The sequence below is a fragment of the Glaciecola sp. 2405UD65-10 genome (assembly GCF_048820975.1).
Lineage (GTDB): Bacteria > Pseudomonadota > Gammaproteobacteria > Enterobacterales > Alteromonadaceae > Glaciecola.
Genome location: NZ_JBMEUF010000001.1, coordinates 1,462,411 through 1,487,870 on the forward strand (window position 1 = coordinate 1,462,411; position 25,460 = coordinate 1,487,870).

Genomic DNA, 25,460 nt, shown 5'->3' on the forward strand with positions numbered 1-25,460 from the left:
GTAATACCAATTAACCAATTTGGTACATTTTAATTAAATTAATGTAAATGTAAAGCCCTAGGCAACTAATCCGACTAAAGTCATAACCGAAATTGTCATTAATAAGAACACAATATTGCGCTTAACCAAATTGACCATTTGCAAGGCTTCGTTCAAATATGGCTTGTCATTACTTGGGATGGCTTCGCTTGCTTTGGCTACCGACGCTAGCAAATCGTAGGCGTCTATTTTAATGCTAAGAGCAGTTTCTAACCATTTTCCAAGGCCGCTACTGAAATGACCTACCAAAAGGAAACCAAAAGCAGTTATGCGAGCAGGAATAAAATCAAGAATATTAAGTAAGCGTTTAGCTTTAGATGGCTGAGCGTTATCAGTGCTTGCTGAATCCCCACCCCCAGTGCTTAGGGAGGAAAAATGCCATTCTTTTGCAATAGAGTAAAACACCATTCCCGGCAAGCCCAGCAATACAAAGAATATAATTACGCTGGCGTATTGGCGGTAATTAACCAGTACTAACTGTTTACCCACTTCTGAAAGCGCACCGCCTTTATTACCAAATGATTCACTATATAAAGAACAGGCCTCAAAATCGCCTCTATCAGCTGCTTGTAAATAACGTTTATAGGTTTGCCTAGTTACAGGGCAGCCTAAACATACCCACAGCGCAAACAAATATAAAGCAAACACAAACAAGCCTGGAAGCAAAATTACAAGAGCAAAAGCTATTGCGGCCGGTACGCCTGCCACTAAAACAGCCACTACTATGCTGTTATTATTTTTAACAATGCGCTTTTTGTTTAAAAATGCAAAATATTGGTTTGCCAAAGTGGTTATATGAAAGCGTTTTGATTTGACTGAGATGCGTTCTAATGCCATTACAATTAATAGCGTGAATAGTGTCACGTCGAACTTTCCTTTTAAATTTGTAGATTATCGTTATTTTATAGCATATTAGAATACTTGCCGCACCTACTTGTGGCTTGTCGCTTGTATGTAGCCTCTGTACAATACGGCAAGTTTAATAATCTTTAAAAATAGGAAGTAAAGTGACTCAGCCAAATACGCAGTACATAGAAGCACAGGTAAAAATTGCATTACTAGAAGATTTAGGCGGCGAAGTAACTATTAATAATGATGTAACCGCCATGCTCATTCCAGCTGAGCACCAAGCAGATGCGCATATTATTACCCGTGAAGATATTATTTTATGTGGTTTGAGCTGGGCCAAAGAAGCGTTCAATCAAGTAGATAGTTCAATTAAGCAAACATGGCATTATAAAGATGGTGACAAAATAGCAGCTAACTCGGTCTTGGTTGATTTGTCAGGGAATGCTCGCAGCTTATTAACAGCAGAGCGCACTGCCCTTAATTTTTTGCAAATGCTAAGCGCAACTGCCACCACCACACATCAATATACACAATATTTAAATGGCAGCAGCACACAGCTTCTTGATACCCGCAAAACCATACCTAGTTTTAGGCTGGCACAAAAATATGCAGTCACTTGCGGCGGAGGCACTAATCATAGAATAGGCTTGTTTGACGCATACCTTATAAAGGAGAATCACATTAAAGCTTGCGGTTCAATAGAAGCTGCAATTAATAAAGCAAAAAGCTTGCATCCTGAAATAAAGGTTGAAGTAGAGGTTGAAAGCCTTGAAGAATTGCGCACCGCCATTGCTGCAGGCCCCGATATTATTATGCTTGACAACTTTTCAACAGAACTGATCCATCAAGCAGTTATCTTAAATAATAAGCAATGTAAACTAGAAGTGTCGGGAAATATCACGGAAGAAAGACTGACCGAACTAGCGAAAACAGGGGTCGATTATGTATCAACAGGAGCTATTACCAAACATGTAAAAGCGGTAGACTTATCACTTTTAATTAAATAGTTTCAAAAGCTTAACTAAAAAAAACCCTCTTATCCGTGGCGTTTATTTGTGTCAATTTGAAGACTTAAGTATGCGCCTACATACTTCACATAGTCGTTTTCCGTCATATACTCATTTCCGAGGTCAAGGCACAGGCGTTTCTTTAAACGCTAATCCATTGACCACTTTTAACTAACTTTGTAACAAAAATTGCGTTCAAACAACGCTCGGAGAACTACCATGACTAATATGAAAAAAGCTCAACAAAAAGGTTTCACCCTTATTGAATTAATGATTGTAGTAGCAATCATTGGTATTTTGGCAGCCATTGCACTTCCGGCTTACCAAGATTACACAAACAAAGCTAAATTTACCGAAGTTGTAAACGCAACGGCAGGCGCGAAAGCTGCAGTTGAAGTTTGTGGTCAAGTTCAAGGCGCACTTACTGCTTGTACGTCAGGTAATAACGGCATACCAGCTGCTGTTACCGGTGCCCCAGATACTCCGACAAGTGAAGTGGTAGGCTTAACTGTAGCGGCGAACGGTGTTATTACTGCAACCTCAAGTGGCAGTGCTGGCCTAAACGGTAATACTGGTGCAACTATGACACTAACGCCAACTTTAGCTAACGGCAAGGTTACTTGGGCGAAAGTTTGTAACCCTACTAACTATTGCTAAGCTATAAGTAACAAACAAGCGTTGAAAAGCCCAGTATTACTGGGCTTTTGTATCTAAAACTTTTATTAATAGGGTAGCGCTATTATGGCGAAAACAGTTGATACCTTTTTATGGGTTGGCTCTGACAGAAAGGGCAATAAAAACCGAGGTGAAATTGCCGCAGCAAGTTTAAGTGAAGCTAAAAACTTATTGCGACGCCAAGGCATTGCCGCTACTAAAGTCAAAAAACAAGTTAAACCTTTCTTTAAGAAAAAAGACAAAATTACCGCTGCCGATATATGCGTAATGTCACGGCAAATAGCCACCATGCTTGGTGCAGGCGTCACACTAATTCAAAGCTTAGAAATGATTGGCCAAGGCCACGGCAAAGAATCTATGCGTAAGTTGTTAAGTGACGTAACCAACGAAGTTAAATCGGGTAACCCTTTATCCAATGCCTTGCGCAAACACCCCCTTCAATTTGATGATTTATACTGTGATTTAGTAGAAACCGGTGAGCAGTCGGGTGCGCTTGAAACCATTTATGACCGAATTGCTCTGTATAAGGAAAAAGCAGAAGCGCTAAAATCGAAAATCAAAAAAGCCATGTTCTACCCTATTGCGGTTCTTGTGGTTGCCTTTATTGTTACTACCGTATTACTCGTATTCGTGGTGCCGCAATTTGAAGAAATATTTGCAGGCTTTGGCGCCGAACTCCCCGCTTTTACGCAAATGGTTTTACAGTTATCTAAATTTGTGCAAACTTACGGGATATTTATAGGGGCTGGAATGGCCGCTGGCGGTTTCTTGTTTGTGCGTGCCCATCGTAAATCTCCTAAATTACGTGACTACGTTGATAAGCGGATATTGGGTATTCCTGTTATTGGCGCTATTTTAAAAAAAGCGGCAATCGCACGTTTTACACGTACCTTGTCAACTACCTTTGCAGCAGGTGTACCTTTAATTGGCGCTTTAGATTCAGCGGCGGGCGCTTCGGGCAATGCGGTATTCCGTGACGCAATACTGTTTATCAAAAAGGAAGTTGCCAGCGGTATTCAAATGAATGTTGCCATGCGCGTAACGAACGTATTTCCCGATATGGTGACGCAAATGGTGGCAATTGGTGAAGAGTCGGGAGCGGTTGACGAAATGCTAAGTAAAATTGCAACCATATACGAAGCCGAGGTTGACGACATGGTTGACGGGCTCACTAGCTTACTTGAGCCCTTGATTATGGCGGTATTAGGTGTAGTGATTGGCGGCTTAATTATTGCTATGTATTTACCTATCTTCCAAATGGGTGCCGTGGTATAACACAAACTGTATGCTCGCATCTTTATTAGAGTTATTATAGGCTTAACCATGTTAAGCCTTTTTTATATGTGGAATAAGTATGATTGAATTTTTAGCCAGTAACGCCCTCGCCTATTTAATTTTTGTGTTTATTCTTTCATTGTTAGTGGGTAGTTTTTTAAACGTGGTGATTTATCGCATTCCTGTTATGATGAAAAACGCTTGGCAAGATGATGTTGACCAACATACTAAGGGCGAAGACCACGTTTCAACGCGCCCTACTTTTAATTTAATTAAGCCTGATTCTACTTGCCCTAAGTGCCAGCACAAAATTAGAGCATGGGAGAATATTCCAGTAATAAGCTGGTTGTTTTTGCGCGGGAAATGCAGTGCGTGTAAAACCCCCATTTCGTTTCGCTACCCCTTTGTAGAATTACTCACCGCTTGTTTAAGCACCTTAGTGGCGCACCAATTAGGCTTCAACGAGCTTGCTTTCGGTTTTATTTTCGTAACTTGGCTACTTGTTGCCATGACATTCATTGACCTTGATGAAATGCTATTACCTGACATTTTTACCTTATCCATGCTATGGCTAGGTTTGTTGATGGCGGTTTATTCGCCGCTTATGAATGCGCACGATGCTATTATTGGCGCTGCGCTTGGCTACTTAAGCTTATTTAGTGTGTACTGGGGCTTTAAATTACTTACCGGTAAAGAGGGAATGGGCTTTGGTGATTTTAAATTACTGGCGGCCATAGGTGCATGGGTAGGTTGGCAACATTTACCTATTGTTATTTTGCTGTCATCAGTAGTGGGTGCCGTAGTAGGTATTGCGTTAATGATCAAGAAAAATGAAAATGGCACCTTAGCCATTCCATTTGGCCCCTATTTAGCTGCGGCAGGATTCTTAACCATGCTATATGGAAATGATATAGCTACTTGGTACTTATCAACTCTATAATAGGTTGGCATTAAGTAAGGATATTTATGCAAGAAGAGTTAATAAGGCAGTTACAAGAAACGAAATATATAGTGGGCTTAACAGGCGGCATAGGATCGGGTAAAACCACCGTAGGTAATTTGTTTGCCGCGAAGGGTATAGACACCGTAGATGCCGATGTAGTTGCTCGAGAAGTAGTTGCACCAAATTCGTCTGGTTTACAAGCAATTGAACAACGCTTTGGCCCATTAATCTTATTGGAAAATGGGGAGCTGAACCGCCAAGCTTTGCGCGAGCTAGTATTTTCCGATACTGCAGCAAAAAACGATTTAAATGCCATTCTTCATCCTTTGATTCGCTTAGAAATGCTGAACCAATTAGCTAATACACAGTCAGAATACTGCTTACTTATTGCGCCGCTCTTATATGAAAATCAATTGGAAGGCTTTTGCAATGCCAGTATTGCTGTGGATTTAAGTGAACAGCAGCAACTTAGTAGAGCCATGGCACGTGATGGCAGCAAAGAATCAACAATTCAAGGTATTATGGCAGCGCAAATTAGCCGGAGTGAAAGGCTTAAAAAAGCGGACTATATAGTTGATAATAGCCAAAACCTTGATGCCTTGCCTGAACAAGTAAATGATTTACATAAAAAACTTATGACTAAATCAAACTTACATCTAAAATAATTAAGTAAAATAGCGTACACTAGCGCCTTATATAGAATAAGACTTACTTAAAGGAGAACAAAATGTCAGTCGCATTATATGAATTCCCACTTTCTGAAAAAGTGAGAAATTACTTGCGACTAGAACAGTTGTTCGCCCAATTGCATGAAGCAAAATCAGCGCAAAGCGATTATCAATACTTACATTTCCTAGAAATATTATTCACTCTTTTAGATTTAATAGACCGTTTAGATTTACGTACCGATTTTTTACGCGATATAGATTCTCACGAAAAGAAGCTAGTACTTTGGTCACAACACCCTGATATTGATGATAAAGCATTAGAAGAAGCAATACAGAACCTACACGTGTTAAGCTCGCAAATTAAGCAGAATAAAAAACTGGGTGCCAGTTTACGCGAAGAGCGTTTTCTTAGTAGTATTAGGCAGCGATTTAGCATTCCTGGCGGCGTAAACAGCTTTGACTTACCGGCTCTATTTTGCTGGCTCAAACAAGATAATGAGCCAAAACTAGCAGATATGAAAAATTGGATTGACCAACTTAAGTTAGTTGATAACGCCTTAGCCATGATGCTGGCTTATTTGCGAGAAAAATCACGCTTTCAAACCTTAGAGTGCAAAACGGGATTTTACCAGGGCTCTGTTGAAGAGAAGCTTGAACTGGTTCGTATAAAAATTGATAATAGCGACGGTATTTACCCTGTTGTGAGCGGCAGCAGAAACCGCTATGGCGTGAAATTTATGCGCTTACATGCTAATGAAAGTGGCTCAACTGCGGTAACTACTCGCGTAACATTTCAGCTCGCTTGCGGCTAAATATTTCTTCTTAATTTCAATATAAGTACTCTATTATGAAAGTTAACTGCCCTACGTGCAAAACTCAAATTGAATGGTCTGAAGCCTACGAATTCAGACCTTTTTGCTGCAAAAGATGCCAATTGATTGATCTTGGCCAATGGGCCGATGAAGCTCATGCCATCCCAAGTGATAAACATCAACACGACCTACTTCCTGACAACATAGACGTTGAAGAAGTAGAAGCGATGCTAGCCAAAGCGGCTAAAAATGCCGACGATTTCTTTCAATCATAAGTAAGGCCTTTTTTACATGTTTAACCAGCAGCCTATTAGTAACGTTGTGATTACCGCCGCTACCCATGGTAACGAAATGTCAGGGATTCAAGCCATTAAGCAGTGGCAATTAAACCCTGAACGCATTGCTAAATTTGCGCCATCAAGTGCCGTTCAACTACACCTAGTTAACCAAATGGCAATGGCGGCAAACAAGCGCTTTATTGATCAAGATTTGAATAGGCAATTTACTCACAAGGCATTGAGTGAAAACAAAGCATCAAGGCTTAATGAGCATTTAATTGCACAAAGTTTTAATGACAAGTTTGGCCCTAAAGGTCACTCCGCCACTGATTTATTAATAGATATTCACAATACCACTAGCAATATGGGCCCTACCCTTATTGTTTTAGTGAATGATGAATTTCACCAACAACTTGCGCGTTTTGTTAAAACCAATATGCCCGAGGCTATTATCTTAATTGAAGACTTCCAAGCGTATGACGACTTTGGCTATTTGTGTACAGTGGGCAACAAAGGCGTAATGATTGAAGTGGGTCCGCAAGCCCAAGGGATCTTAAAAGCTAAGGCTTATGCCGAAACCGTAAAGATGACAGAGCTAATTCTTAGCTTTGTTGAAGCATATAATTCAAATACACTTTGTGCGATGGAGCCTGTTGAAGCATTTAGGTTGGGTCAAGAAATTGCCTTCCCTACCATAACCGTTGATGGCGCGACTCAAAAAGCCGCTATGATTCACCCACAACTTGATGGGCAAGACTTTACTTTGCTAGCAAAAGGCTCGCCTTGCTTTATTGATTTTGACGGCAATGAAATAATGTGGGATGAGGAAGACACCTACCCTCATTTTATTGGAGAAGCAGCATACAATCACTTACATTTAGCTTTCGCAACTTCAAGTAAGTGTTTGTTCTAAGTTTGTAGCGCCTGCCGTCGTGGCTACCAGCAGCTCCGTCATCTTGGCTGCCATCAATTCCGTCATCGTGGCGAAGGCCTCGACCTCCGTCATCGTGGCGAAGGCCTCGACCTCCTAATTCACCCTCACTAGAATATTAAAGCAAGCTCTGAATCTGCAGCATCACAAAATTTGAACACTGTAAGCTTAGAAGAGTCCGCGTTATAACTTATAAATATGGGATACAAGCACGCAGGCAGGCGACTTAATTTATTTTTTAGTTGGCATACTATTGCAAGCTTTCATCTGAACGTCTGTTTTCATTCAATACTTCATCAATCCAATTTTTGAAGGATGACGCTCTGACAAAAACTGCAACTGAATTATATTTTCCGGAGACAAATTGATTTAACGGAGAGTCTATTTCGACCCAACTAGCTAAACCGACTAACACGGGTATATCATCGTGAAATATGACGGCTGGCCCTCCACTGTCCCCTGCGCCTATTGTACCCTCTAAAGGCAATGCCGTTTCATCTGCATCAAATTTAAATCTAATCCAGCGTTCATCAACTTCAGTTATGACATTATTATAATAATTAAGCTGTCTGAACTTTTGAGTCGGTGCCAACTCTGTAAATGGTTGTCGAAGCCAGTTATAAGCTTTTTCTAAAAAACCTGCATTTTTTGTTTCTCTTATTTCACCAGTTAAACCATTTCCCACGGCACCCTTACCGTATACAGTGACTTTAAGACCTAACTCAGTTTTTCCGGAAAAAATTGTAATTGGATTAATATGAGTTACCGAATTGGAAAGTTTTATTAATGCTATATCGCTATGATTATTCAAAAAGTCCATCAGTGGTTGGGGATTACCATCTCCCCAGTCAGTTTGGTCGTGCACATATTCAGGATGGAACACAATTTTTTCTATTCTATTTTCGACACCACCTACCTCTAGAGGCTTTCCAAGATAATCGTAATAAAACGTATAAATCACATGTGCGGGGGCTAACAACCAATTTTTATCGATTAAAACAGCCGTTCCTTCAAAAGGCATATCTACGTAGTATTCTGGAGGACTTTTTAGTTCGTATAGCTCCGACTTAACATCATGCCGTTTAACAACAGCCTGCGAATTAAAAGCAACCATCAATACAAAAATAATAATTTTTTTCATCTAAAATCCTTATAGAAAATGACAAAAAGCTTAAGCTTTTGAGCTTACCGGCCCTTTGCACCTATCGCCTTGCTAAGAGGCGTTACCCGTTCTTGGCAATGTCCGCTTGAATTTTCTTGTTAGCTTCCATTGTTTATTTGACTTCTACGGGACCTTATTCGTTCAATCTTACTTTTGTCGAAACCACCAAACGTTGAGTGGTGGATAATCCAATATACACCAGCAAGAAAAGGACCCAAAACGAGCACAGCGAGTGACCAACCTATCGGCCATATAAACCATGTTTTACTCCCATCAACTTCACCTTGCTTTGCAGCTGAATATACTCCCATCGCAAACAGGATATGGATAACAATTGTGGCAAATAAAATAAACACCGCGACAATTCCACTGCCAGCAGCCATTGATACTGTGTTGCTAAAATTCATAACGTAAAAAATCCTTCATTTAAAGAGCTAACACCAAATTAAGCGGCGAAGTTTAGCTTGCTAAAATGTTTGCCGAAGGCTCGAGCAAGCTATTACGAGACCTTCTTGAACCACTTGTTAGGCTTACATCAACCGTGATGTCGGCGGATATGCTTTATTAAACCTGACTCGTTGAACTCTAATGAGACAATATTAGTTTTACTATATCCAATGGTTTTATCTAAATGTGAAGGCTTAACTTTACCTACTTCAGTCATTTTTATAAAAACAACATTAGCCCCTACCATAATTTCATTTATCTCAATGTTACTGTTTATAACTTTATCTTTTAGTTTACCAACCATATCTGAACGGAGTTTCGACTTATCAGTATACGAAAAATTATATTTAACATGCTCATCAATAAAATTATCAGATAACAACGATATAAATTGGTCTATTTCTTTAGTGGTTGTATTTGGTTGTTGGCGTGCATTTTTGGCTGATACAAATACCTTTGCTTTTTCGATTAACTGTTCCGCCGTGAACTTGTCATTCGCAGAAGTTGAAAAAGAAAAAATAAGGGATATGAATACTAAAGTTAACTTTTTCACTGAACTCTCCTTGTATGCCTAACGCCGCATTAAACGGCGAAAATTGCCTTTTATTTTTGTCCGATTCAATGGTTTGTTAGCATAAAATGATGAACTCACAAGCGCGCTCCACCCGTAAACGTTGATAACGATACATTGATAATTATTGGTAGATTAATACGACATTGTCTGGAAAGCAAAATAACGTCCTTTGTTTATTTTTAGCTTGAATTAAGTAACAACTTGTTTGGCTTAAAAAGCATTAAACCGAAATTGCCAACACCTTTTAAAAACTGCCCATGATGCGATGTTTATATTTCCTAGCGCATGCCAGCTAATAATATTTAAATAATTCTACTGCTAACACCTTATTACAATGATCTCATAGTAACCAACAACTACACTCATTTCAAAATCTTTAAATTTTTAATCTATTTTAAATAAAGGATATTGGGTTTGAGGTAGGTTTGTTAGGTCGTGGCCTTCGCCACGATGACGGGAGTTAGCTGCGAGGTCGTGGCCTTCGCCACGATGACAGTATTTAGCTATCAGGTCGTGGCCTTCGCCACGATGACAGTAGTTAGCTATGAGGTCGAGGCCTTCGCCACGATGACGGTAGTTAGCTATGAGGTCGTGGCCTTCGCCACGATGACGGTAGTTAGCTATGAGGTCGTGGCCTTCGCCACGATGACGGTAGTTAGCTATGAGGTCGTGGCCTTCGCCACGATGACTGTAGTTAGCTGCGATGACGGTGGAGAGTTGTGACGTCGAGGCCTTTTTATTTTATTAGTTTACGTTTTAAAATGACTTAACCAAGGTTTCAATAATTTGCTTGTTTGCGTCAGGAAAATCTAATGTTTGCAGTGTATTAATATCACACCATTTAGCTTCTTGACCCTCTGCCCCTATGGCATTTCCGCTGAATTTATCAACCAGGTATACGTGCAAGCTTACCCGAACTTCTGGATAGGTGAAGGTGATATTGGGAAGGGCTTTACATTGCTCTACTACAATGGATATTTCTTCTTTGAGTTCACGAGCAAGGGCTTGCTCGGGGGATTCACCAGGCTCAATTTTACCGCCAGGAAATTCCCATTTACCGCCTTGATGTTTATGATTTTCGCGGCGGCAAACAAAGAATAAATTGTCTTTGAAGACAACCCCTACTGCCACGTCAATTTGTTTCAATTTATGGGTAGAAGGGGCTTGTTTCGTCATAGTATTAGCTTAATTTACCACAGCATTGTTTATATTTTTTACCTGAACCACACGGGCAAGGCTCATTTCGACCCACTTTAGGACCTTGGCGCTGCGGTGATTGAGCTTTCTCAACATCACTTGGGTGCGTAGCTGATTCAGCTTCTTTATGCTCAAAGTTCTTTTCAACTTCGGCACGGCGTCGTTGTGCTTCAACCGCTTCAACATCAGATTCTTCACGCACTTGAACTTTACTAAGTATACTAATAACTTCAATTTTTAAGTTGTCTAACATTTCAGAAAACAACTCAAATGATTCGCGCTTATATTCTTGCTTCGGATTCTTCTGAGCATAAGAACGCAAGTGAATACTCTGGCGCAAATAATCCATAGCGGCCAAATGCTCTTTCCAATGCCCGTCAAGGGTTTGTAGCATAACCGCTTTTTCAAACTGGCGCAGTACATCAGTACCCACTGCTTTTTCTTTTTCGCTGTAAGCATTCGTTATTTGCTCATGAACAAATTCACGCAATTTTTCTTCGTATAATTTGTCATCTTCATCAAGCATTTTTTGTAATGGTAAATCTAATAAGAAATCACCGCGTAAACGCTCTTCAAGGCCGGCAACATCCCACATTTCTTCCAATGACTGAGGCGGAATATATTGGCTAATAACCGTGTTTACAACGTCATTGCGTATATTAGTAATAGTGCTTTGAATATCCCCCTCATCTAACAACTCGTTACGTTGATCATAAATGACTTTACGTTGGTCATTTGCTACATCATCGTACTCAAGAAGTTGTTTACGAATATCAAAGTTACGCCCTTCAACTTTGCGCTGGGCATTTTCAATTGCTCTTGATACCCAAGGGTGCTCAATAGCTTCACCTTTTTCCATACCCATGCGCTTCATCATATTGCCCATTTTTTCAGAGGCAAATATACGCATTAATGGATCGTCAAGTGCTAAGTAGAATCGTGAAGAACCTGGATCACCTTGACGACCTGAACGCCCGCGAAGCTGATTATCAATACGGCGCGATTCATGGCGCTCGGTGCCTATAATATGCAAACCACCTGATGCTAATACCGCATCATGACGCTCTTTCCACTGTTCTTTTAAAGTATTAATCGCAGATTCGCTTGGTTCTTTTAAATTGTCGATTACAACATCTAAGTTACCACCTAGTACTATATCTGTTCCACGACCTGCCATGTTGGTAGCAATAGTAACCGCTTTAGGCATACCCGCTTGCGCAACTATATCGGCTTCTTCTGCGTGGAATTTCGCATTTAGTACTTTATGTTTAATCTTATTTTTCTTCAGCAAACTCGATAATAATTCTGAATTTTCAATAGAAATAGTACCTACAAGCACCGGTTGACCGCGCTCTACGCACTCTTTAATATCTTCAATAATGGCAAGGTACTTATCTTCTGCTGTTAAGTAAATCTTATCAGCGTGGTCTTTTCTTACCATAGGTTTATTAGTAGGAATTACCACGGTTTCAAGCCCATATATACTATGGAATTCAAACGCTTCGGTTTCAGCGGTACCGGTCATCCCGCCTAGTTTGTTATATAGTCTGAAGAAATTCTGGAACGTAATAGATGCTAGGGTCTGATTTTCATTTTGAATATTCACACCTTCTTTAGCTTCAACAGCTTGGTGTAAACCTTCTGACCAACGTCTGCCTTCCATTGTGCGGCCTGTGTGCTCATCAACAATTACTATTTGATCATCTTTAACAATGTAATCTACATCTTTAGTAAACAATTTGTGCGCGCGAAGAGCTGCATTAACGTGGTGAAGCATAGGAATATTAGCAGCGGCAAATAAAGAGTCGCCCTCTTCAATTAAGCCTACGCCTTGAAGAAGTTCTTCTACAAATATTTGACCATTTTCCGTTAAGTGAACTTGCTTGCCTTTTTCATCAATGGTGTAGTGACCATCGCCGTGGGCATCTTCCTCGTCTTCTTTGTCTTGCTTTTGAAGCTTAGGAATAAGGGTATTAATTTTTTTGTATAATTCAGAGCTGTCTTCAGCCGCGCCTGAAATAATAAGTGGCGTACGAGCTTCATCAATTAAGATTGAATCAACCTCATCAATAACTGCGAAGTTTAATTCACGCTGCACACGCTCTTGTGGACTAAACGCCATGTTATCGCGCAGGTAGTCAAAACCAAATTCATTGTTTGTACCATAAAGCACATCCGCTTGATAAGCTTCTAGCTTTTGCTGGTAATTCATGCCAGGAACGTTGCAACCTACCGTCATGCCTAGGAAAGAAAATAACTTTCGGCTCCAATCAGCATCACGCGTAGCAAGGTAGTCATTCACGGTAATAACGTGCACGCCTTTCCCTGATAATGCATTTAGATAAGTAGGGAGAGTTGCGGTAAGTGTTTTACCTTCACCGGTGCGCATTTCAGAAATTTTGCCTTCGTGAAGAACGAGGCCACCTTTCATTTGCGCATCAAAATGACGCATACCATACACACGCTTGCTTGCTTCACGAACTACAGCGAAGGCTTCAACCATTATGCCATCAAGAGTTTCACCCTCTTCAAGCCGCTTTTTAAACTCAGCGGTTTTAGCTTTAAGCTCGTCGTCACTAAGTGCTTCGATAGTTGGCTCAAGAGCATTAATTTGCGTGACTGTTTTACGTAACTTTTTCAATAAACGGCTGTTACGGGTACCAAAAATCTTCTTAAATATACTAGCGAACATGCGATGAAGACGTCCAATTTCTAATTTGCGTTAAAAAAAGCGCATGTTAGCACAAAAGCGTCCTAATATGGCGGTAAAAATACGATAGCAGTAAAAGCGTTAAACACTTACCCGCATCGTAAAAATTCTTAAGCAAATTGGTATTGGCAGATTTTATAAAAACTATTTATAAGACTATTTGTAAATATATGGAAGGGGATCTACTTGGCGGCCATCTTTTAGCACTTCATAGTGAACATGTGGCCCTGTAGAACGACCTGAGTTACCCATTAAAGCAACAGCCTGTCCTTTGGTCACAACATCTCCAACTTCAACCGTTAACGTGTGGTTATGGCCGTAGCGCGTTTTTAAACCGTTTCCGTGATCTATTTCTATTAAATGGCCATAGCCATAACGTTCACTTGCCCATGTTACTACGCCTGCACCGGTAGCAATAACTTCGCTTCCAACCTTGCCAGCGAAATCAATGCCTTTATGCATAGCTGGAGTGCCAGAGAATGGGTCTTTGCGAACGCCATAATAAGAAGATAACCAACCCTTACCAATCGGCCTGCCAGCCAATTTGCTTTCTTGTTCTATATTGAGGCCTAATAAAATAGATTCAAGGGCATTGAGTTGTTGAATTTTAAATTCAAGTGCATCAGACATTTTTTCTATTTGTGTAGTCAACTTTGCGTCTTTACTTAAGTTCGTTCGAACTTCATCTGATAATGCGAAATCTTCTATATTTAAACCACTTTTTTCAGCCATGTTTGCTGACATAGTATCTAAGTGGTTTAGTTGAGATTGCATAGATGCAAGTTGCTGGATTAGGCCATCAATTTTTTGATCTGTGTTGTCATGAAGTTCGTTTACAAGGTCTACTTGTTCTTGCAAGCCTGTTTTCACCACATTAAGGCGAATTTGGTTCTCAAACACTGACTCGGTAGAACGGCTTGATACAAGTAAAACTAGAGAAACACCCACTAAAAGGCTTACCGTTTTACGAATCGAAATACGCTTAGCGATTCTGGTATTTTTGCCCTTTACTAATATGGTAATGCTCATGGTTTCTAGTTCTTCTCTTTGACAATCTGTATTTCATTAAATACTTGCTACGCAGTGTAGTAAGCTTATCGGCCAATTGGAACAAAATTATATACACAAACTTATAAACAACTATAACTATTGTGGAATACATCCCCAATTAAATACCATTAAGCCTTTATTTTATTAGTGTTGTAAGCATTCATTAAATTACTTTGGTATAACTAAATGAATACTTACAAGAGCTTAGTTTAGCTACAAATTCACCTCTGGATAGTACAATATTTAAGCAAGAATCATGCGCGTTTTTTCTACGCGAAATTAACACCTAAGTGAGATGAGTTTTCAATATACTTAATAGGCATGCTTTCTTCGTCTTCAAACTCAACATATTCCCAAGCTGACTTTTCATTCAAAATAGCGTTGAGCAGCTTATTATTAAGACCATGGCCCGTTTTATAAGCCACTAGCTCACCAATCAAGTTATGACCACCTAAAAATAAATCACCCACGGCATCTAGAATTTTGTGTTTCAAAAATTCATCAGAATATCGTAAACCTTCTGGATTTAATACACGGAACTCATCTAAGGCAACGGCATTGTCCATGCTGCCACCTAACGCTAAATTCATCGAATTCATTGTTTCAAGGTCACGCATAAAACCAAAAGTGCGCGCGCGGCTAATTTCATCAATGTATGAATCTTTAGAAAAATCTAATACACAATGCTGGCGAGACTGCGAAATAGCAGGGTGAGCAAAGTCAATTCTAAAATCAACTTTAAACCCATTGTAAGGTCTAAATTCAGCCCATTTGTCACCGTCTTCAACACGGATTGTTTTGTTCACTCGAATAAACTTTTTAGGTTTATCTAATTCGCTCACACCAGCGCTTTGGAGAAGAAAAATAAATGGGCTAGCGCTGCCGTCTAATATAGGAAGCTCATGGCTGTCTACTTCAACAATAATGTTATCAATACCTAAACCCGATAGAGCTGAAGCAAGGTGCTCTACTGTATGAATTGAGTGGCCTTCGGCATTTGTAATACATGTACATAACATAGTGTCGCCCACATCCTTGGCGTTCGCATGTATATCCGCAGGTGGATTAACATCCATGCGGCGAAATACGATACCGGTATCAGCTGGGGCTGGGCGTAAGGTCATGGTGACTTTACGGCCTTTATGTAAGCCAATACCCGTTTCGGTAATTGATGTTTTAATAGTGCGTTGTTTTAACATGTCATACCTTATTAATGTGGGACAGCCGCGCATTATACTTAAATAGTCTAATAACATCAAGGGCTTTAAATTTTGCAAGCTATTTCTGTTAAAAAACCAACTGCTCAGACCACCCTTAAAAGTATATACTTTTGTACAACATCTAAAATAGATGATTACTTAGCTGACTTTCTTTTACAAAATATTCGGCTTAAAACGCAAAAAAGCACAGCTTTTTATGAGCTGTGCTTTTGAAAATGGTTTAAAAACCAAAGCCTTGTATAACTAGTTTGACTTAATCAGCCTGCCTACGTAAAAACGCAGGGATATCCAAGTAATCAAGTTCTTCAACCTGCTCTTCTTCAGCCCTTACAGCTTGTGTGCTATCTACAGAAGGGCGAGCATCGCTAGTGCCTGTCATTTCACGGCCACCATTTGGCGGAGTATGACCATCTTTCTTGATAAGTGAAATATCTGGTTTACGCTCAGCGCCTATGCCTGTAGCAACAACGGTCACGCGAATCTCATTCTCAAGTTCAGGATCAATTACTGTTCCTACAACTAGCGTTGCGTTTTCAGAGGCAAACGCTTTTACCGCGTTACCAATTACTTCGTATTCATCAATGGCGAAGTCTAAACCGGCAGTAATATTTACCAGAATGCCTCGTGCACCTGACAAATCAATATCTTCAAGTAACGGACATGCAATAGCAGCTTCAGCAGCTTCTTCGGCGCGGTCTTCACCACGTCCAATACCACTTCCCATCATAGCAGTGCCCATTTCAGACATAACGGTTTTAACGTCAGCGAAATCCACGTTAACTAAACCAGTACGAGTAATAAGTTCTGCAATGCCCTGCACAGAGCCTTTAAGTACATCGTTAGCTGCACTAAATGCTTGTAGAAGCGGTGTGCCTTTGCCCATTACTTTTAACAATTTTTCGTTAGGAATGGTTATTAAAGAATCAACATATTTGCCTAATTCAGCAATACCTTGATTAGCAAAGTCTAAGCGCTTTCTGCCTTCAAAAGGGAAAGGTTTAGTGACTACTGCCACAGTAAGAATGCCCATATCTTTAGCAAGTTTAGCTACTTCTGGTGCAGCGCCTGTACCCGTGCCACCACCCATACCGGCGGTAATAAACACCATATCTGCACCATCTAAAGACTGGCGAATTTTTTCGCGGTCTTCATGAGCAGCTTCACGCCCTACGTTTGGATCAGCGCCTGCGCCTAAACCCTTAGTAAGCTCGCTACCAATTTGTATTTTAACTGTTGCCGTTGACTTTTTAAGAGCCTGTGCATCAGTATTCATGGCGATGAAATCTACGCCTTCTATTGTTTGTGAAACCATGTATTCAACGGCGTTTCCGCCACCACCACCCACGCCAACGACTTTAATGACCGCTTCGTCGGTAGGTGTATCCATCAGTTCGAACATAATATTCTCCGAGACCGTTTGAGCCAGTGCATACCTGGCTCGTTATTGTTTTAGCGCCTAGTTCAAAAGCCCCCTAAAATGCACCTTTGAACCACGTTTTGATGCGTTTGAAAACGCTATCTTCGTCATGTCTAGATGACGATTTTTTATTATTAGTATTTTGTTTACCGTACTGTAGTAAGCCTACCGCTGTTGCAAAGCAGGGATCATCTACATATTCAGCTAAGCCCTTTACACTGTGAGGCTTGCCGACGCGTACTGGCATTTGGAAAATTTCTTCTGCGAATTCAACGGCACCTTCCATTTTGGCTGTACCGCCAGTAATCACTAAACCAGCTGCTATTTGTTCTTCTAAACCGCTAGCTTTGATGTGATCGTAAGCAATTTCTAGTAGCTCGTGATAACGAGGCTCTATTACTTCCGCAAGTGTGTGGCGTGACATAGCACGAGCAGGTCGGCCTCCAACACTTGGCACATCAATTGTTTCTTCCATGCTAACCATATCTTTTAATGCACAAGCGTAATTAACTTTAATTTGCTCTGCATTGTTCATTGGTGTTCGGAAAATTTTAGCGATATCGCTCGTAATTTGGTTTCCCGCCAATGGTATAACAGCAGTATGTCTTATTGCGCCGTCTGTGTAAATGACTATATCAAGAGTTCCGCCCCCAATATCTGCCACACAAACGCCTAATTCTTTTTCATCATCAGTTAAAACGGCATAGCTTGAGGCTAAAGCGCTGAAAATAGTTTGATCAACGTCTAGGTCACAGTTTTCTACACATTTTACTAAATTCTTAGCCATGTCATCAGCACAAGTAATAATATGTGCTGCGGCAACCATTCTTACGCCACTCATACCAATAGGATTTTTGATGCCTTCTTGGACATCAATAACGTATTCTTGCGGCAATACATGCAATAATTTGCGCTCTGCAGCCATAGGAACTGAGCGGGCTGCATGAATAACGTTGTCAACGTCGTCTTGTGTAACTTCCTGATTATTAATTGGCACCATGCCTGATTCATTCTGGCACTGAACATGGCGTCCACTAATAGACATAAACACGCTAGATATATGGCAATCGGCCATTAATTCCATTTCATTAATTGCGTGGCGCACTGAATCAACCACTAAGTTAAGATCGTTCACGCCGCCTTTTTCCATACCTCGGCTTTTGTGCTTCCCCACACCTACTATGCTAATGTTGCCATCATCAAGTATTTCACCTAAAACCGCTTTCACGGTACTCGTGCCAATATCCAATCCAACAATTAGGTCTCTATCTAAAGTTTTAGACACAATTATTATCCGTCCTTTACGTATTATTTCTTGGTTGATTTACATTGGCACTTTCATGCCAGCCAACCGCTAAACCCGTGTCGTATCTTAAATCTACATACTTCACCGGTTTTTCTTGTTTTGTTATTAGGGGGTAAACATCAATATAACGCTGCAAACGATTTATGTACTCTTGCCTTCCTAACTTTAATACCATGTTATTGCCCAGTTTAGCTTGCCATGCAAAACGCTCACTCAATACTAATTGCTTAATTTGTTGGCCGCTGCCATTTAGCAATCGTTGCATGTGTGTGTAGCCTGTCAACACGGTTTTTTCACTGCCTCCCGGGCCATACAATTGAGGCAAACTATCCACTACGTTTTCAGTATTTGTTTGATACCGGATTCTACCCTCAAATGTATCTCCGTATCGGTTAAGCAGTAAATCATCGTTCCATTTTGCTACCGCCGTTTGTTCAATAATGTGAATGTATAATTTGCTTGGCCAACGCTTTCTTATTGAAGCGGAAAACACCCACGGCTGCTCTTCCATTAATTGATGAACTTGATTTACATCCAGCGCAAAAAAACTGCCTTTCGCATCCTTTCTTACAATTCGTTCTAATTCAGGCGCCGATAGTTGCTTTAAGTTCCCACTAAATACAATTTCTTGCACTGGCAGGCGTTGTTCATCTTGCAACCATGAGCTGGCCCAAAAACCTGCGTAAATCAGTCCAAATAAAACAAAAATAAATACGGGCAAGCCAACGGCAATTGGCGCCTTCTTTACTTCCGTTTTCAGCTCAGGCTCTTCCACCTTGGCTGGAACTGTTTCGCTAGTCATTTAGTCCTCTAATGTCTGCATTAAAATTGCTATTACGAGTTCAGTAAAGCTCAAGCCCGCCTGTTTGGCGGCTTTAGGCACTAAACTTGTGTTTGTCATTCCCGGTACCGTATTACTTTCGAGTAAGTAAAACTGTCCGTTATTATCGCGCATCAAATCAACTCGTCCCCAGCCCTTGCCTTGTAAAGAGGTGAAGGCTTCTAAAGCAATTGACTGAATATTGCGCTCATCTTCTTCACTTAAACCACTGGGGCAAAAGTACTGCGTAGAATTACTATTGTATTTTGCATCGTAATCGTAAAAACCTTCGGCGGGCTTCATACTGATTGACGGCAAGGCTTCATTACCTAGAATGGATACAGTGTATTCTGGCCCGGTAATAAACGCTTCAATAAGCACTTTTTTATCAAATTTAAAGGCCGTTTCAATCGCTTGCCTTAGCTCATTTTCGTTACTAGCTTTGGCCATGCCTAGGCTAGAACCCTCTAAACTAGGCTTCACCATCACTTGGCCACCTAATTCTTGTAAAATAGAAGCGCAATGAGTGGGCTCAAATGAATCTTGCACAACCACTTTATAAGGTGCAATGGGTAACTGTTGCGCGTGCCAAATTAATTTCGTTAACACTTTGTCTATTGCAAGAGCCGAGCCAGTTACACCCGATCCTGTATAGGGTAAATGTAAGTAATCAAGCGTGCCTTGAATTGTACCGTCTTCCCCCCCTCTCCCATGCAAGGCAATGAATACTCGGTCGAAGCCATCTTGGCGTAAATCACATACGTTCCTGTCTTTTGGATCAAAGCCATGCGCATCTATGCCAGCATCACGCAAAGCATTTAACACAGCCGTTCCTGACGCTAAGCTTACTTCTCGTTCAGCAGAAGTCCCGCCTAATAAAACGGCAACCTTGCCAAATTCTTCAATTCGTTGCTGACTAAGTTTATTCATCGTTTTCTTTACTCGCTAAAACAGATAAATCAAATTGATGTTTAGCTAGCTCTTGTGCAATATTGCCAATATTTCCAGCGCCTTGTAAAAACACAGTGTCTTCGTCTTGTAGCACGTCTTGCATAACGCTATACAGTTGCTCTGGCTGGCCTACGTATATAGGGTCTACTTTGCCGCGTTGTCGTATAGAGCGGCACAAGGATTTACTATCCACCCCCTCTATTGGCGATTCGCTAGCGGCATAAACATCTAATAACAAAAGCACATCGACTTTAGACAACACCGCTACAAAATCTTCGTAGAGGTCACGCGTTCGCGTATATCGATGTGGTTGGTACACCATGACTAAGCGTCTATCAGGCCAATTGCTGCGAGCCGCAGCAATTGTCATGTCAACTTCAGTTGGGTGATGTCCATAGTCATCAATTAAGGTAAGTTTAATATCTTTTTGTTGATTATCCGGTACAGCAAAATCACCTAAAATTTGAAACCTACGCCCTATTCCAGCAAATGACTTTAACGCAGATAAAATGTCAGTATCATCAACACCTTCTTCTGTAGCTATTGCCACAGCTGCTGTCGCATTTTTGACATTATGTATACCGGTTGCGTTAAGGCTTATATTTATTGGTGCTAAATTTTTACGAATTACCGTAAACTGGCTGGTGTTCAAACCATAAGTAATATTAGTCGCGACATAATCGTTGCTCTCATCAGTGCCGTAGGTAATGTATTTTCGTTCAATCCGAGGAATTAGCTCTTGAATCACATCATCATCACCGCACAACACGGCCAAGCCGTAAAATGGCAGGTTATGTAAAAACTCTACGTAGGCAAGTTTCATTTTATTGAAATCACCGTCATAGGCTTCTAGATGATCAGGCTCTATGTTGGTTATAACCGACACGGTAGGTTGTAAATGTAAAAACGATGCATCACTTTCATCGGCTTCAGCAATAAGATACTTGCTCACGCCTAACTTTGCGTTTGTGCCTGCACTGTTAAGTAAACCGCCAATCACAAACGTGGGGTCAAGCTCGGCTTGAGTGAATATGGTTGAAATCAAACTGGTAGTAGTGGTTTTACCGTGAGTTCCTGCAATTGCAATTCCGTAGCGAAAGCGCATTAATTCAGCAAGCATTTGTGCGCGTCGAATAATAGGTATGCGTTGCAATTGTGCTTCAATTATTTCTGGGTTTGTGCTTGATATTGCAGATGACACTACAAGTACATCAACAGCACTTAAATTATCTTTTTCGTGGCCTATGTAAACCGTTACGCCCATGCTTGATAAGCGGCGGGTCATATTGTTAGCTTGTTGATCAGAGCCACTTACCTTGTAACCAAGATTCACCATAACTTCGGCTATGCCACCCATACCAGCGCCACCAATGCCAACAAAATAGATATGTTCAACGGCTCGCATTTTGTGCGGCTGCTGCGTCCAATTATTTACTTTACTATCCATTTAAGAGGGCTCCTTACTGCTGCGCTTAAGCGTATTTTCAACAATTACGCTTGCGACCTTTTCCGTGGCATCACTTATGGCACACTGTCGCGCTTTTGCAGCCATTTCAATTCTATAATTTTTATCAGTACAAAGTTTACGAAGAATATCTTCTAAACCACTATCTATATCTTTTTGCGCAAGCAATATTGCGGCTTGTTTGTCACTTAAATTTTTTGCATTTGCCGTTTGGTGATCATCTACAGCAATAGGTAAGGGCACAAATATAGCTGCACGGCCCGCGCCTGCTACTTCAGCTACGGTTAGCGCACCGGCTCGACAAATAATAATATCAGCCCACGCAAAGTCATCTTGTATGTTTGGCAAAAATTCAAGTAACTCAGCTTTACATTCATCTTTGTAAACATGTTGCAAAGCTTCTAGTTTACCTTTTCCTGATTGATGCCGCACATTAATATTAAGGCTTTCGCTTAATCTATTTAAAATAGGCGGTATATTTTCATTTAGCGCTAGCGCGCCTAAACTCCCACCTACTATTAAAATATTGACCGCATTATTTTCACGAGAAATAGAAGAAAGCGCCGGGATTTGGAAAAAGGCCTCGCGAATGGGGTTTCCTACAAATGTAGCCGTTATGTTTTTACTTGCCGCATTTTGGCTATTTGATAAGTCAAAACCAGACAAAGTCGCCCTTGCGAGCTTTGTTAAGTAGCGGTTTGTCATACCAAAAACAGCATTTTGTTCATGAATAATAATGGGGATACCCAGCAAATATGCTGCCAGGCCACCTGGGCCACTGGCATACCCGCCCATACCTAAAACAGCATCGGGTTTAATACGTCTTAATAAGCGAAAAGCTTGAAAAACCGCGTGGCATAATTTAATAGGTGTGAGTAATTTAGTTATCGCGCTTTTACCGCGCACTCCACCAATGTCTATAAAATGAATGGGAAAGCCATGCTCAGGTACTAATTGTGCCTCCATTTTGTCAGCTGTACCTATCCAGTCTATTTGCCAAGCTAAAGACTGCATTTTATGCGCAACCGCTAATCCAGGAAATACATGACCACCGGTTCCACCGGCCATAATAACAAGCTTATTCATTAGGCTCTCCAGGTGCAGATTTGCTAGCCTTTGGTTTTCGAGGAATAGCCTGAACACCGTCTACGTTAAGCTCAAAATCAATTCTAATTAATATGGCAACAGCAATAGACATTATAATTAACGAGGAGCCCCCATAACTTACTAGCGGTAAAGTAAGTCCTTTGGTTGGTAGCATACCTGTACTTGCACCAATGTTTACTGCCGTTTGTAAACAAAACCAAATACCAATGCCATAAGCCGTAAAGCCTTCAAAGGGGCGCTCATTGCTAAGTGCGGTGTTACCTAAGCGCAAGGCTTTTACAATCAAATAAAACATTAATAGCAATACCACTAACACGCCTATATAACCTAATTCTTCGGCAAGAATTGCCATTATAAAATCAGTATGCGCTTCGGGTAAAAACTCTAATTTTTGAAGGCTATTACCTAAACCTTGCCCCAACCAGGAACCTCGCCCATATGCCATTAACGATTGGGTCAGCTGATAGCCGGTGCCAAAAGGGTCAGCCCAGGGATCAAGGAAACCTATAATTCGATTTCGCCGATACTCTGAATACACAATTAAAAATACAACCGAAGTGATACCGGTGAAAATGAGCCCAAAAAATTGCACCAGTTTTGCCCCTGCCAAAAATAGCAAAGCAAGAGTGGTGGTAAACATCACAATAACGGTTCCTAAATCGGGCTGCATTAAAAGCAAGCCAGCAAACAAACCATATACAAATAGGGGTTTAAAGAAACCCTTTGCACCTTCGTTCACTTGTTCGTAACGTCTAACTAAGTAACCTGCTAAATACAAAAAGAAAAATAGCTTAGCAGGCTCGGCGGCTTGAATCGTAATAGGGCCTATTACTATCCATCGGGTACTTCCGTTAACCGTTCTACCAATGAACAAAACCGCCACTAACATGGCCAAAGCTGCCAGCATTAAATACGGGTTGCTGGTGCGCCAAAATTGCATGGGCAAGTTTAAGGTAATTAGCCCCACGGCTAGTGCCAATAGAATATAAACACCGTGGCGGCTGGCAAAATAATACGGGTTTGCGTGAAGGCGATCAGCAATGGGCATAGAGGCTGATGTAATTATCACAAAGCCAATTGTCATTAGCGCTACCGCTACCAGAATTAAATGAAAGTTGTATGAACTGCGCGGCTTGTCATGTTTAGCCGCAAATAATTCTAACAAAGAAAGTTGTGAATTCATGGGCTCACCACCTCTTTAGCTAAAACGTTTACTGCTTGTGCGAATTCATTTCCGCGATGTTGATAGTTATCAAACATATCTATGCTTGCACAAGCGGGTGACAATAAAACCGCTACATCACGCTCTTCGCTTAGTTTCAAGTCATACGCAGCAGTTTGCGCAAATTCTACGCATTGCGATATATTATTGGCAAGTTTGAAATCTACCCCTGTGTGGGTAAATAAGTGTTTATCTTTGCCCATTAAAATTAGCAAACTAACGTGTTGGTTTATAAAACTTGTTAGTTCGCTTAAATCAGCGCCTTTGCTATCACCGCCAGCAATTAAAATAATGGCTTTATTTTTACTCACTAACGATTCTAGTGCTGCAATACATGCTCCAGGATTAGTGGCTTTTGAATCATTAATCCACTCAACCCCCTGCTCTAGCAACACGCGTTCAAAACGATGAGCCAAACCGCTATAAGCACTTAGGCTTTTTACCACTGTTTGAAGAGGCAATTGTAAGTGCATAGCGCAAGCCAGTACCACTTGCATATTGAGTAATTGATGCTGATTCACATTGTCAATTTTAGCGGCACTCAGTAGCAAGTTGGTATTAATCCAAATGCCTTCGGCGTTTTGAAATAAAGAAGGAGCAGTAGCGCTTTCACTGTGTATTTGTTGCAAGCCAAAGCTCGCCTGGGTCTGATTTGTATATTTTAGCGGGAAGGTTTTTTCATCATCCCGATTATAAATAACATGATCTGCTTTGTTATAAATACTCAGTTTTGCATCAGTATAGGCCTGCATGCTGCCATGACGGTCAATATGATCTGGGCTAACATTTAATACACACGCTATTTTAGGCTGCAAGCTATGAGTAGATTCAAGTTGGAAACTGGAAAGCTCAAGCACAATGTAGTCAAAGCCTTGGTCTAATAATGTTAATGCGCTGCGGCCAAAATTACCGCCTAATCCTACTTTAAAGCCTGCAGCCGCTATAGCCTTGCTTAGCATATCAACCACAGTACTTTTTCCATTAGAACCGGTAACAGCAATCACGGGGCATGTGTTTTCTACCGCAAATAGCTCTATATCGCCTATAACCGGTTTGCCTGTTGCCTTAAATTTTTGAATAAATGCTTGGCATAGGTTTACGCCGGGGCTTACTACTACTTGGTCGAAAGCATTTAAATCGCTTTGTTCGTGCAATTTGTGAGTGCTTGCTTGTTGATGGTTTTCACTTAGTTGCTTTGATAAGTCAGCTTTGTCGAAAATAGCTAAGTTAGCGCCTTTTGCAAGCAAATAATCAGCACATGCTTTTCCCGTTACGCCATAGCCAATTAAGGCTATGTGTTGGTTACAGTACTGATGACTATCTTGCACGTTCATT

Annotated in this window: 25 protein-coding genes; 9 read left to right on the forward strand and 16 right to left on the reverse strand. The window is 40.8% G+C overall.

Features of this window, described 5'->3' with window-relative positions:
• Nucleotides 1–57 precede the first annotated feature (57 nt).
• On the reverse strand, nt 58–903 hold the full coding sequence (ampE, locus tag ACOI22_RS06665; protein ID WP_420671234.1) for a regulatory signaling modulator protein AmpE: 846 nt from the start codon (nt 901–903) through the stop codon (nt 58–60).
• A gap of 143 nt (nt 904–1,046) precedes the next feature.
• On the opposite strand from ampE, the gene nadC reads away from it, so the two are divergent.
• The 8 genes from nadC (at nt 1,047) to ACOI22_RS06705 (ending at nt 7,459) form a co-directional block, all read left to right on the forward strand.
• A complete protein-coding gene (gene nadC / locus ACOI22_RS06670; protein WP_420671235.1) occupies nt 1,047–1,895 on the forward strand; it encodes a carboxylating nicotinate-nucleotide diphosphorylase in 849 nt (282 codons plus the stop codon).
• A gap of 228 nt (nt 1,896–2,123) precedes the next feature.
• Nucleotides 2,124–2,552: a pilin gene (locus ACOI22_RS06675; RefSeq protein WP_420672330.1), complete on the forward strand. Its 429-nt coding sequence runs from the start codon at nt 2,124–2,126 to the stop codon at nt 2,550–2,552.
• Nucleotides 2,553–2,636: 84 nt separating this feature from the next.
• Nucleotides 2,637–3,845, forward strand: coding sequence for a type II secretion system F family protein (locus ACOI22_RS06680; RefSeq protein WP_420671236.1), 1,209 nt, complete (start codon nt 2,637–2,639; stop codon nt 3,843–3,845).
• A gap of 79 nt (nt 3,846–3,924) precedes the next feature.
• Nucleotides 3,925–4,785: a prepilin peptidase gene (locus ACOI22_RS06685; protein WP_420671237.1), complete on the forward strand. Its 861-nt coding sequence runs from the start codon at nt 3,925–3,927 to the stop codon at nt 4,783–4,785.
• A 26-nt stretch (nt 4,786–4,811) separates the two neighbouring features.
• Complete coding sequence (coaE, locus tag ACOI22_RS06690; RefSeq protein ID WP_420671238.1) at nt 4,812–5,453, forward strand: dephospho-CoA kinase; 642 nt, start codon at nt 4,812–4,814, stop codon at nt 5,451–5,453.
• Between the two features lie 62 nt (nt 5,454–5,515).
• On the forward strand, nt 5,516–6,268 hold the full coding sequence (gene zapD, locus ACOI22_RS06695; RefSeq protein ID WP_420671239.1) for a cell division protein ZapD: 753 nt from the start codon (nt 5,516–5,518) through the stop codon (nt 6,266–6,268).
• Nucleotides 6,269–6,303: 35 nt separating this feature from the next.
• Complete coding sequence (gene yacG, locus ACOI22_RS06700) at nt 6,304–6,543, forward strand: DNA gyrase inhibitor YacG (protein WP_420671240.1); 240 nt, start codon at nt 6,304–6,306, stop codon at nt 6,541–6,543.
• Nucleotides 6,544–6,559: 16 nt separating this feature from the next.
• A complete protein-coding gene (locus tag ACOI22_RS06705; RefSeq protein WP_420671241.1) occupies nt 6,560–7,459 on the forward strand; it encodes an aspartoacylase in 900 nt (299 codons plus the stop codon).
• A 268-nt stretch (nt 7,460–7,727) separates the two neighbouring features.
• Here the strand turns inward: ACOI22_RS06705 and ACOI22_RS06710 are convergent, their stop codons facing one another.
• From ACOI22_RS06710 to ACOI22_RS06720, 3 genes are all read right to left on the reverse strand, one after another.
• Nucleotides 7,728–8,618 (reverse strand): trypsin-like serine protease, encoded by an 891-nt coding sequence (locus ACOI22_RS06710; protein WP_420671242.1) that lies wholly within the window; start codon nt 8,616–8,618, stop codon nt 7,728–7,730.
• A 119-nt stretch (nt 8,619–8,737) separates the two neighbouring features.
• Complete coding sequence (locus tag ACOI22_RS06715) at nt 8,738–9,046, reverse strand: hypothetical protein (RefSeq protein WP_420671243.1); 309 nt, start codon at nt 9,044–9,046, stop codon at nt 8,738–8,740.
• A gap of 128 nt (nt 9,047–9,174) precedes the next feature.
• Nucleotides 9,175–9,639 carry a nuclear transport factor 2 family protein gene (locus ACOI22_RS06720; RefSeq protein ID WP_420671244.1) on the reverse strand — a complete coding sequence of 155 codons (465 nt, stop codon included), beginning with the start codon at nt 9,637–9,639 and terminating at the stop codon, nt 9,175–9,177.
• 471 nt (nt 9,640–10,110) lie between these two features.
• Between ACOI22_RS06720 and ACOI22_RS06725 the strand changes: the two genes are divergently transcribed.
• The gene (locus ACOI22_RS06725; RefSeq protein ID WP_420671245.1) at nt 10,111–10,383 is read left to right on the forward strand and encodes a hypothetical protein; all 273 of its coding nucleotides are present in this window, start codon (nt 10,111–10,113) and stop codon (nt 10,381–10,383) included.
• 33 nt (nt 10,384–10,416) lie between these two features.
• Here ACOI22_RS06725 and mutT read toward each other — a convergent pair whose 3' ends face one another.
• The 12 genes from mutT to murD all read right to left on the reverse strand — a co-directional run bounded on the left by mutT (nt 10,417) and on the right by murD (nt 25,459).
• Nucleotides 10,417–10,836, reverse strand: coding sequence for an 8-oxo-dGTP diphosphatase MutT (gene mutT, locus ACOI22_RS06730; RefSeq protein ID WP_420671246.1), 420 nt, complete (start codon nt 10,834–10,836; stop codon nt 10,417–10,419).
• 4 nt (nt 10,837–10,840) lie between these two features.
• Nucleotides 10,841–13,549 (reverse strand): preprotein translocase subunit SecA, encoded by a 2,709-nt coding sequence (secA, locus tag ACOI22_RS06735; RefSeq protein WP_420671247.1) that lies wholly within the window; start codon nt 13,547–13,549, stop codon nt 10,841–10,843.
• Between the two features lie 174 nt (nt 13,550–13,723).
• A complete protein-coding gene (locus ACOI22_RS06740; protein WP_420671248.1) occupies nt 13,724–14,596 on the reverse strand; it encodes a M23 family metallopeptidase in 873 nt (290 codons plus the stop codon).
• 290 nt (nt 14,597–14,886) lie between these two features.
• Nucleotides 14,887–15,816 (reverse strand): UDP-3-O-acyl-N-acetylglucosamine deacetylase, encoded by a 930-nt coding sequence (gene lpxC / locus ACOI22_RS06745; protein WP_420671249.1) that lies wholly within the window; start codon nt 15,814–15,816, stop codon nt 14,887–14,889.
• A gap of 274 nt (nt 15,817–16,090) precedes the next feature.
• Nucleotides 16,091–17,236: a cell division protein FtsZ gene (gene ftsZ / locus ACOI22_RS06750; RefSeq protein WP_420671250.1), complete on the reverse strand. Its 1,146-nt coding sequence runs from the start codon at nt 17,234–17,236 to the stop codon at nt 16,091–16,093.
• 73 nt (nt 17,237–17,309) lie between these two features.
• Complete coding sequence (gene ftsA, locus ACOI22_RS06755) at nt 17,310–18,539, reverse strand: cell division protein FtsA (RefSeq protein WP_420671251.1); 1,230 nt, start codon at nt 18,537–18,539, stop codon at nt 17,310–17,312.
• A gap of 16 nt (nt 18,540–18,555) precedes the next feature.
• Nucleotides 18,556–19,362 carry a cell division protein FtsQ/DivIB gene (locus ACOI22_RS06760; protein WP_420671252.1) on the reverse strand — a complete coding sequence of 269 codons (807 nt, stop codon included), beginning with the start codon at nt 19,360–19,362 and terminating at the stop codon, nt 18,556–18,558.
• Nucleotides 19,363–20,310: a D-alanine--D-alanine ligase gene (locus ACOI22_RS06765; RefSeq protein ID WP_420671253.1), complete on the reverse strand. Its 948-nt coding sequence runs from the start codon at nt 20,308–20,310 to the stop codon at nt 19,363–19,365. It lies immediately after the preceding gene.
• Nucleotides 20,303–21,778: a UDP-N-acetylmuramate--L-alanine ligase gene (gene murC, locus ACOI22_RS06770; RefSeq protein ID WP_420671254.1), complete on the reverse strand. Its 1,476-nt coding sequence runs from the start codon at nt 21,776–21,778 to the stop codon at nt 20,303–20,305. The genes ACOI22_RS06765 and murC overlap by 8 nt, the downstream gene beginning before the upstream one ends.
• Nucleotides 21,779–22,882 (reverse strand): undecaprenyldiphospho-muramoylpentapeptide beta-N-acetylglucosaminyltransferase, encoded by a 1,104-nt coding sequence (murG, locus tag ACOI22_RS06775; protein WP_420671255.1) that lies wholly within the window; start codon nt 22,880–22,882, stop codon nt 21,779–21,781.
• The gene (ftsW, locus tag ACOI22_RS06780) at nt 22,875–24,086 is read right to left on the reverse strand and encodes a cell division protein FtsW (RefSeq protein ID WP_420671256.1); all 1,212 of its coding nucleotides are present in this window, start codon (nt 24,084–24,086) and stop codon (nt 22,875–22,877) included. Before ftsW ends, murG begins: the two co-directional genes overlap by 8 nt.
• Complete coding sequence (gene murD, locus ACOI22_RS06785) at nt 24,083–25,459, reverse strand: UDP-N-acetylmuramoyl-L-alanine--D-glutamate ligase (RefSeq protein WP_420671257.1); 1,377 nt, start codon at nt 25,457–25,459, stop codon at nt 24,083–24,085. Before murD ends, ftsW begins: the two co-directional genes overlap by 4 nt.
• Nucleotide 25,460 lies beyond the last annotated feature (1 nt).

Bases quoted from the DNA above. Each gene is read 5' to 3' on its own strand.
- ACOI22_RS06675 (WP_420672330.1), top strand. From the start codon at position 2,124: ATGAAAAAAGCTCAACAAAAAGGTTTCACCCTTATTGAATTAATGATT.
- ACOI22_RS06680 (WP_420671236.1), top strand. From the start codon at position 2,637: ATGGCGAAAACAGTTGATACCTTTTTATGGGTTGGCTCTGACAGAAAG.
- ACOI22_RS06685 (WP_420671237.1), top strand. From the start codon at position 3,925: ATGATTGAATTTTTAGCCAGTAACGCCCTCGCCTATTTAATTTTTGTG.
- coaE (WP_420671238.1), top strand. From the start codon at position 4,812: ATGCAAGAAGAGTTAATAAGGCAGTTACAAGAAACGAAATATATAGTG.
- zapD (WP_420671239.1), top strand. From the start codon at position 5,516: ATGTCAGTCGCATTATATGAATTCCCACTTTCTGAAAAAGTGAGAAAT.
- yacG (WP_420671240.1), top strand. From the start codon at position 6,304: ATGAAAGTTAACTGCCCTACGTGCAAAACTCAAATTGAATGGTCTGAA.
- ACOI22_RS06705 (WP_420671241.1), top strand. From the start codon at position 6,560: ATGTTTAACCAGCAGCCTATTAGTAACGTTGTGATTACCGCCGCTACC.
- ACOI22_RS06710 (WP_420671242.1), bottom strand. From the start codon at position 8,618: ATGAAAAAAATTATTATTTTTGTATTGATGGTTGCTTTTAATTCGCAG.
- ACOI22_RS06715 (WP_420671243.1), bottom strand. From the start codon at position 9,046: ATGAATTTTAGCAACACAGTATCAATGGCTGCTGGCAGTGGAATTGTC.
- ACOI22_RS06725 (WP_420671245.1), top strand. From the start codon at position 10,111: ATGACGGGAGTTAGCTGCGAGGTCGTGGCCTTCGCCACGATGACAGTA.
- mutT (WP_420671246.1), bottom strand. From the start codon at position 10,836: ATGACGAAACAAGCCCCTTCTACCCATAAATTGAAACAAATTGACGTG.
- secA (WP_420671247.1), bottom strand. From the start codon at position 13,549: ATGTTCGCTAGTATATTTAAGAAGATTTTTGGTACCCGTAACAGCCGT.
- ACOI22_RS06740 (WP_420671248.1), bottom strand. From the start codon at position 14,596: ATGAGCATTACCATATTAGTAAAGGGCAAAAATACCAGAATCGCTAAG.
- lpxC (WP_420671249.1), bottom strand. From the start codon at position 15,816: ATGTTAAAACAACGCACTATTAAAACATCAATTACCGAAACGGGTATT.
- ftsZ (WP_420671250.1), bottom strand. From the start codon at position 17,236: ATGTTCGAACTGATGGATACACCTACCGACGAAGCGGTCATTAAAGTC.
- ACOI22_RS06760 (WP_420671252.1), bottom strand. From the start codon at position 19,362: ATGACTAGCGAAACAGTTCCAGCCAAGGTGGAAGAGCCTGAGCTGAAA.
- ACOI22_RS06765 (WP_420671253.1), bottom strand. From the start codon at position 20,310: ATGAATAAACTTAGTCAGCAACGAATTGAAGAATTTGGCAAGGTTGCC.
- murC (WP_420671254.1), bottom strand. From the start codon at position 21,778: ATGGATAGTAAAGTAAATAATTGGACGCAGCAGCCGCACAAAATGCGA.
- murG (WP_420671255.1), bottom strand. From the start codon at position 22,882: ATGAATAAGCTTGTTATTATGGCCGGTGGAACCGGTGGTCATGTATTT.
- ftsW (WP_420671256.1), bottom strand. From the start codon at position 24,086: ATGAATTCACAACTTTCTTTGTTAGAATTATTTGCGGCTAAACATGAC.
- murD (WP_420671257.1), bottom strand. From the start codon at position 25,459: ATGAACGTGCAAGATAGTCATCAGTACTGTAACCAACACATAGCCTTA.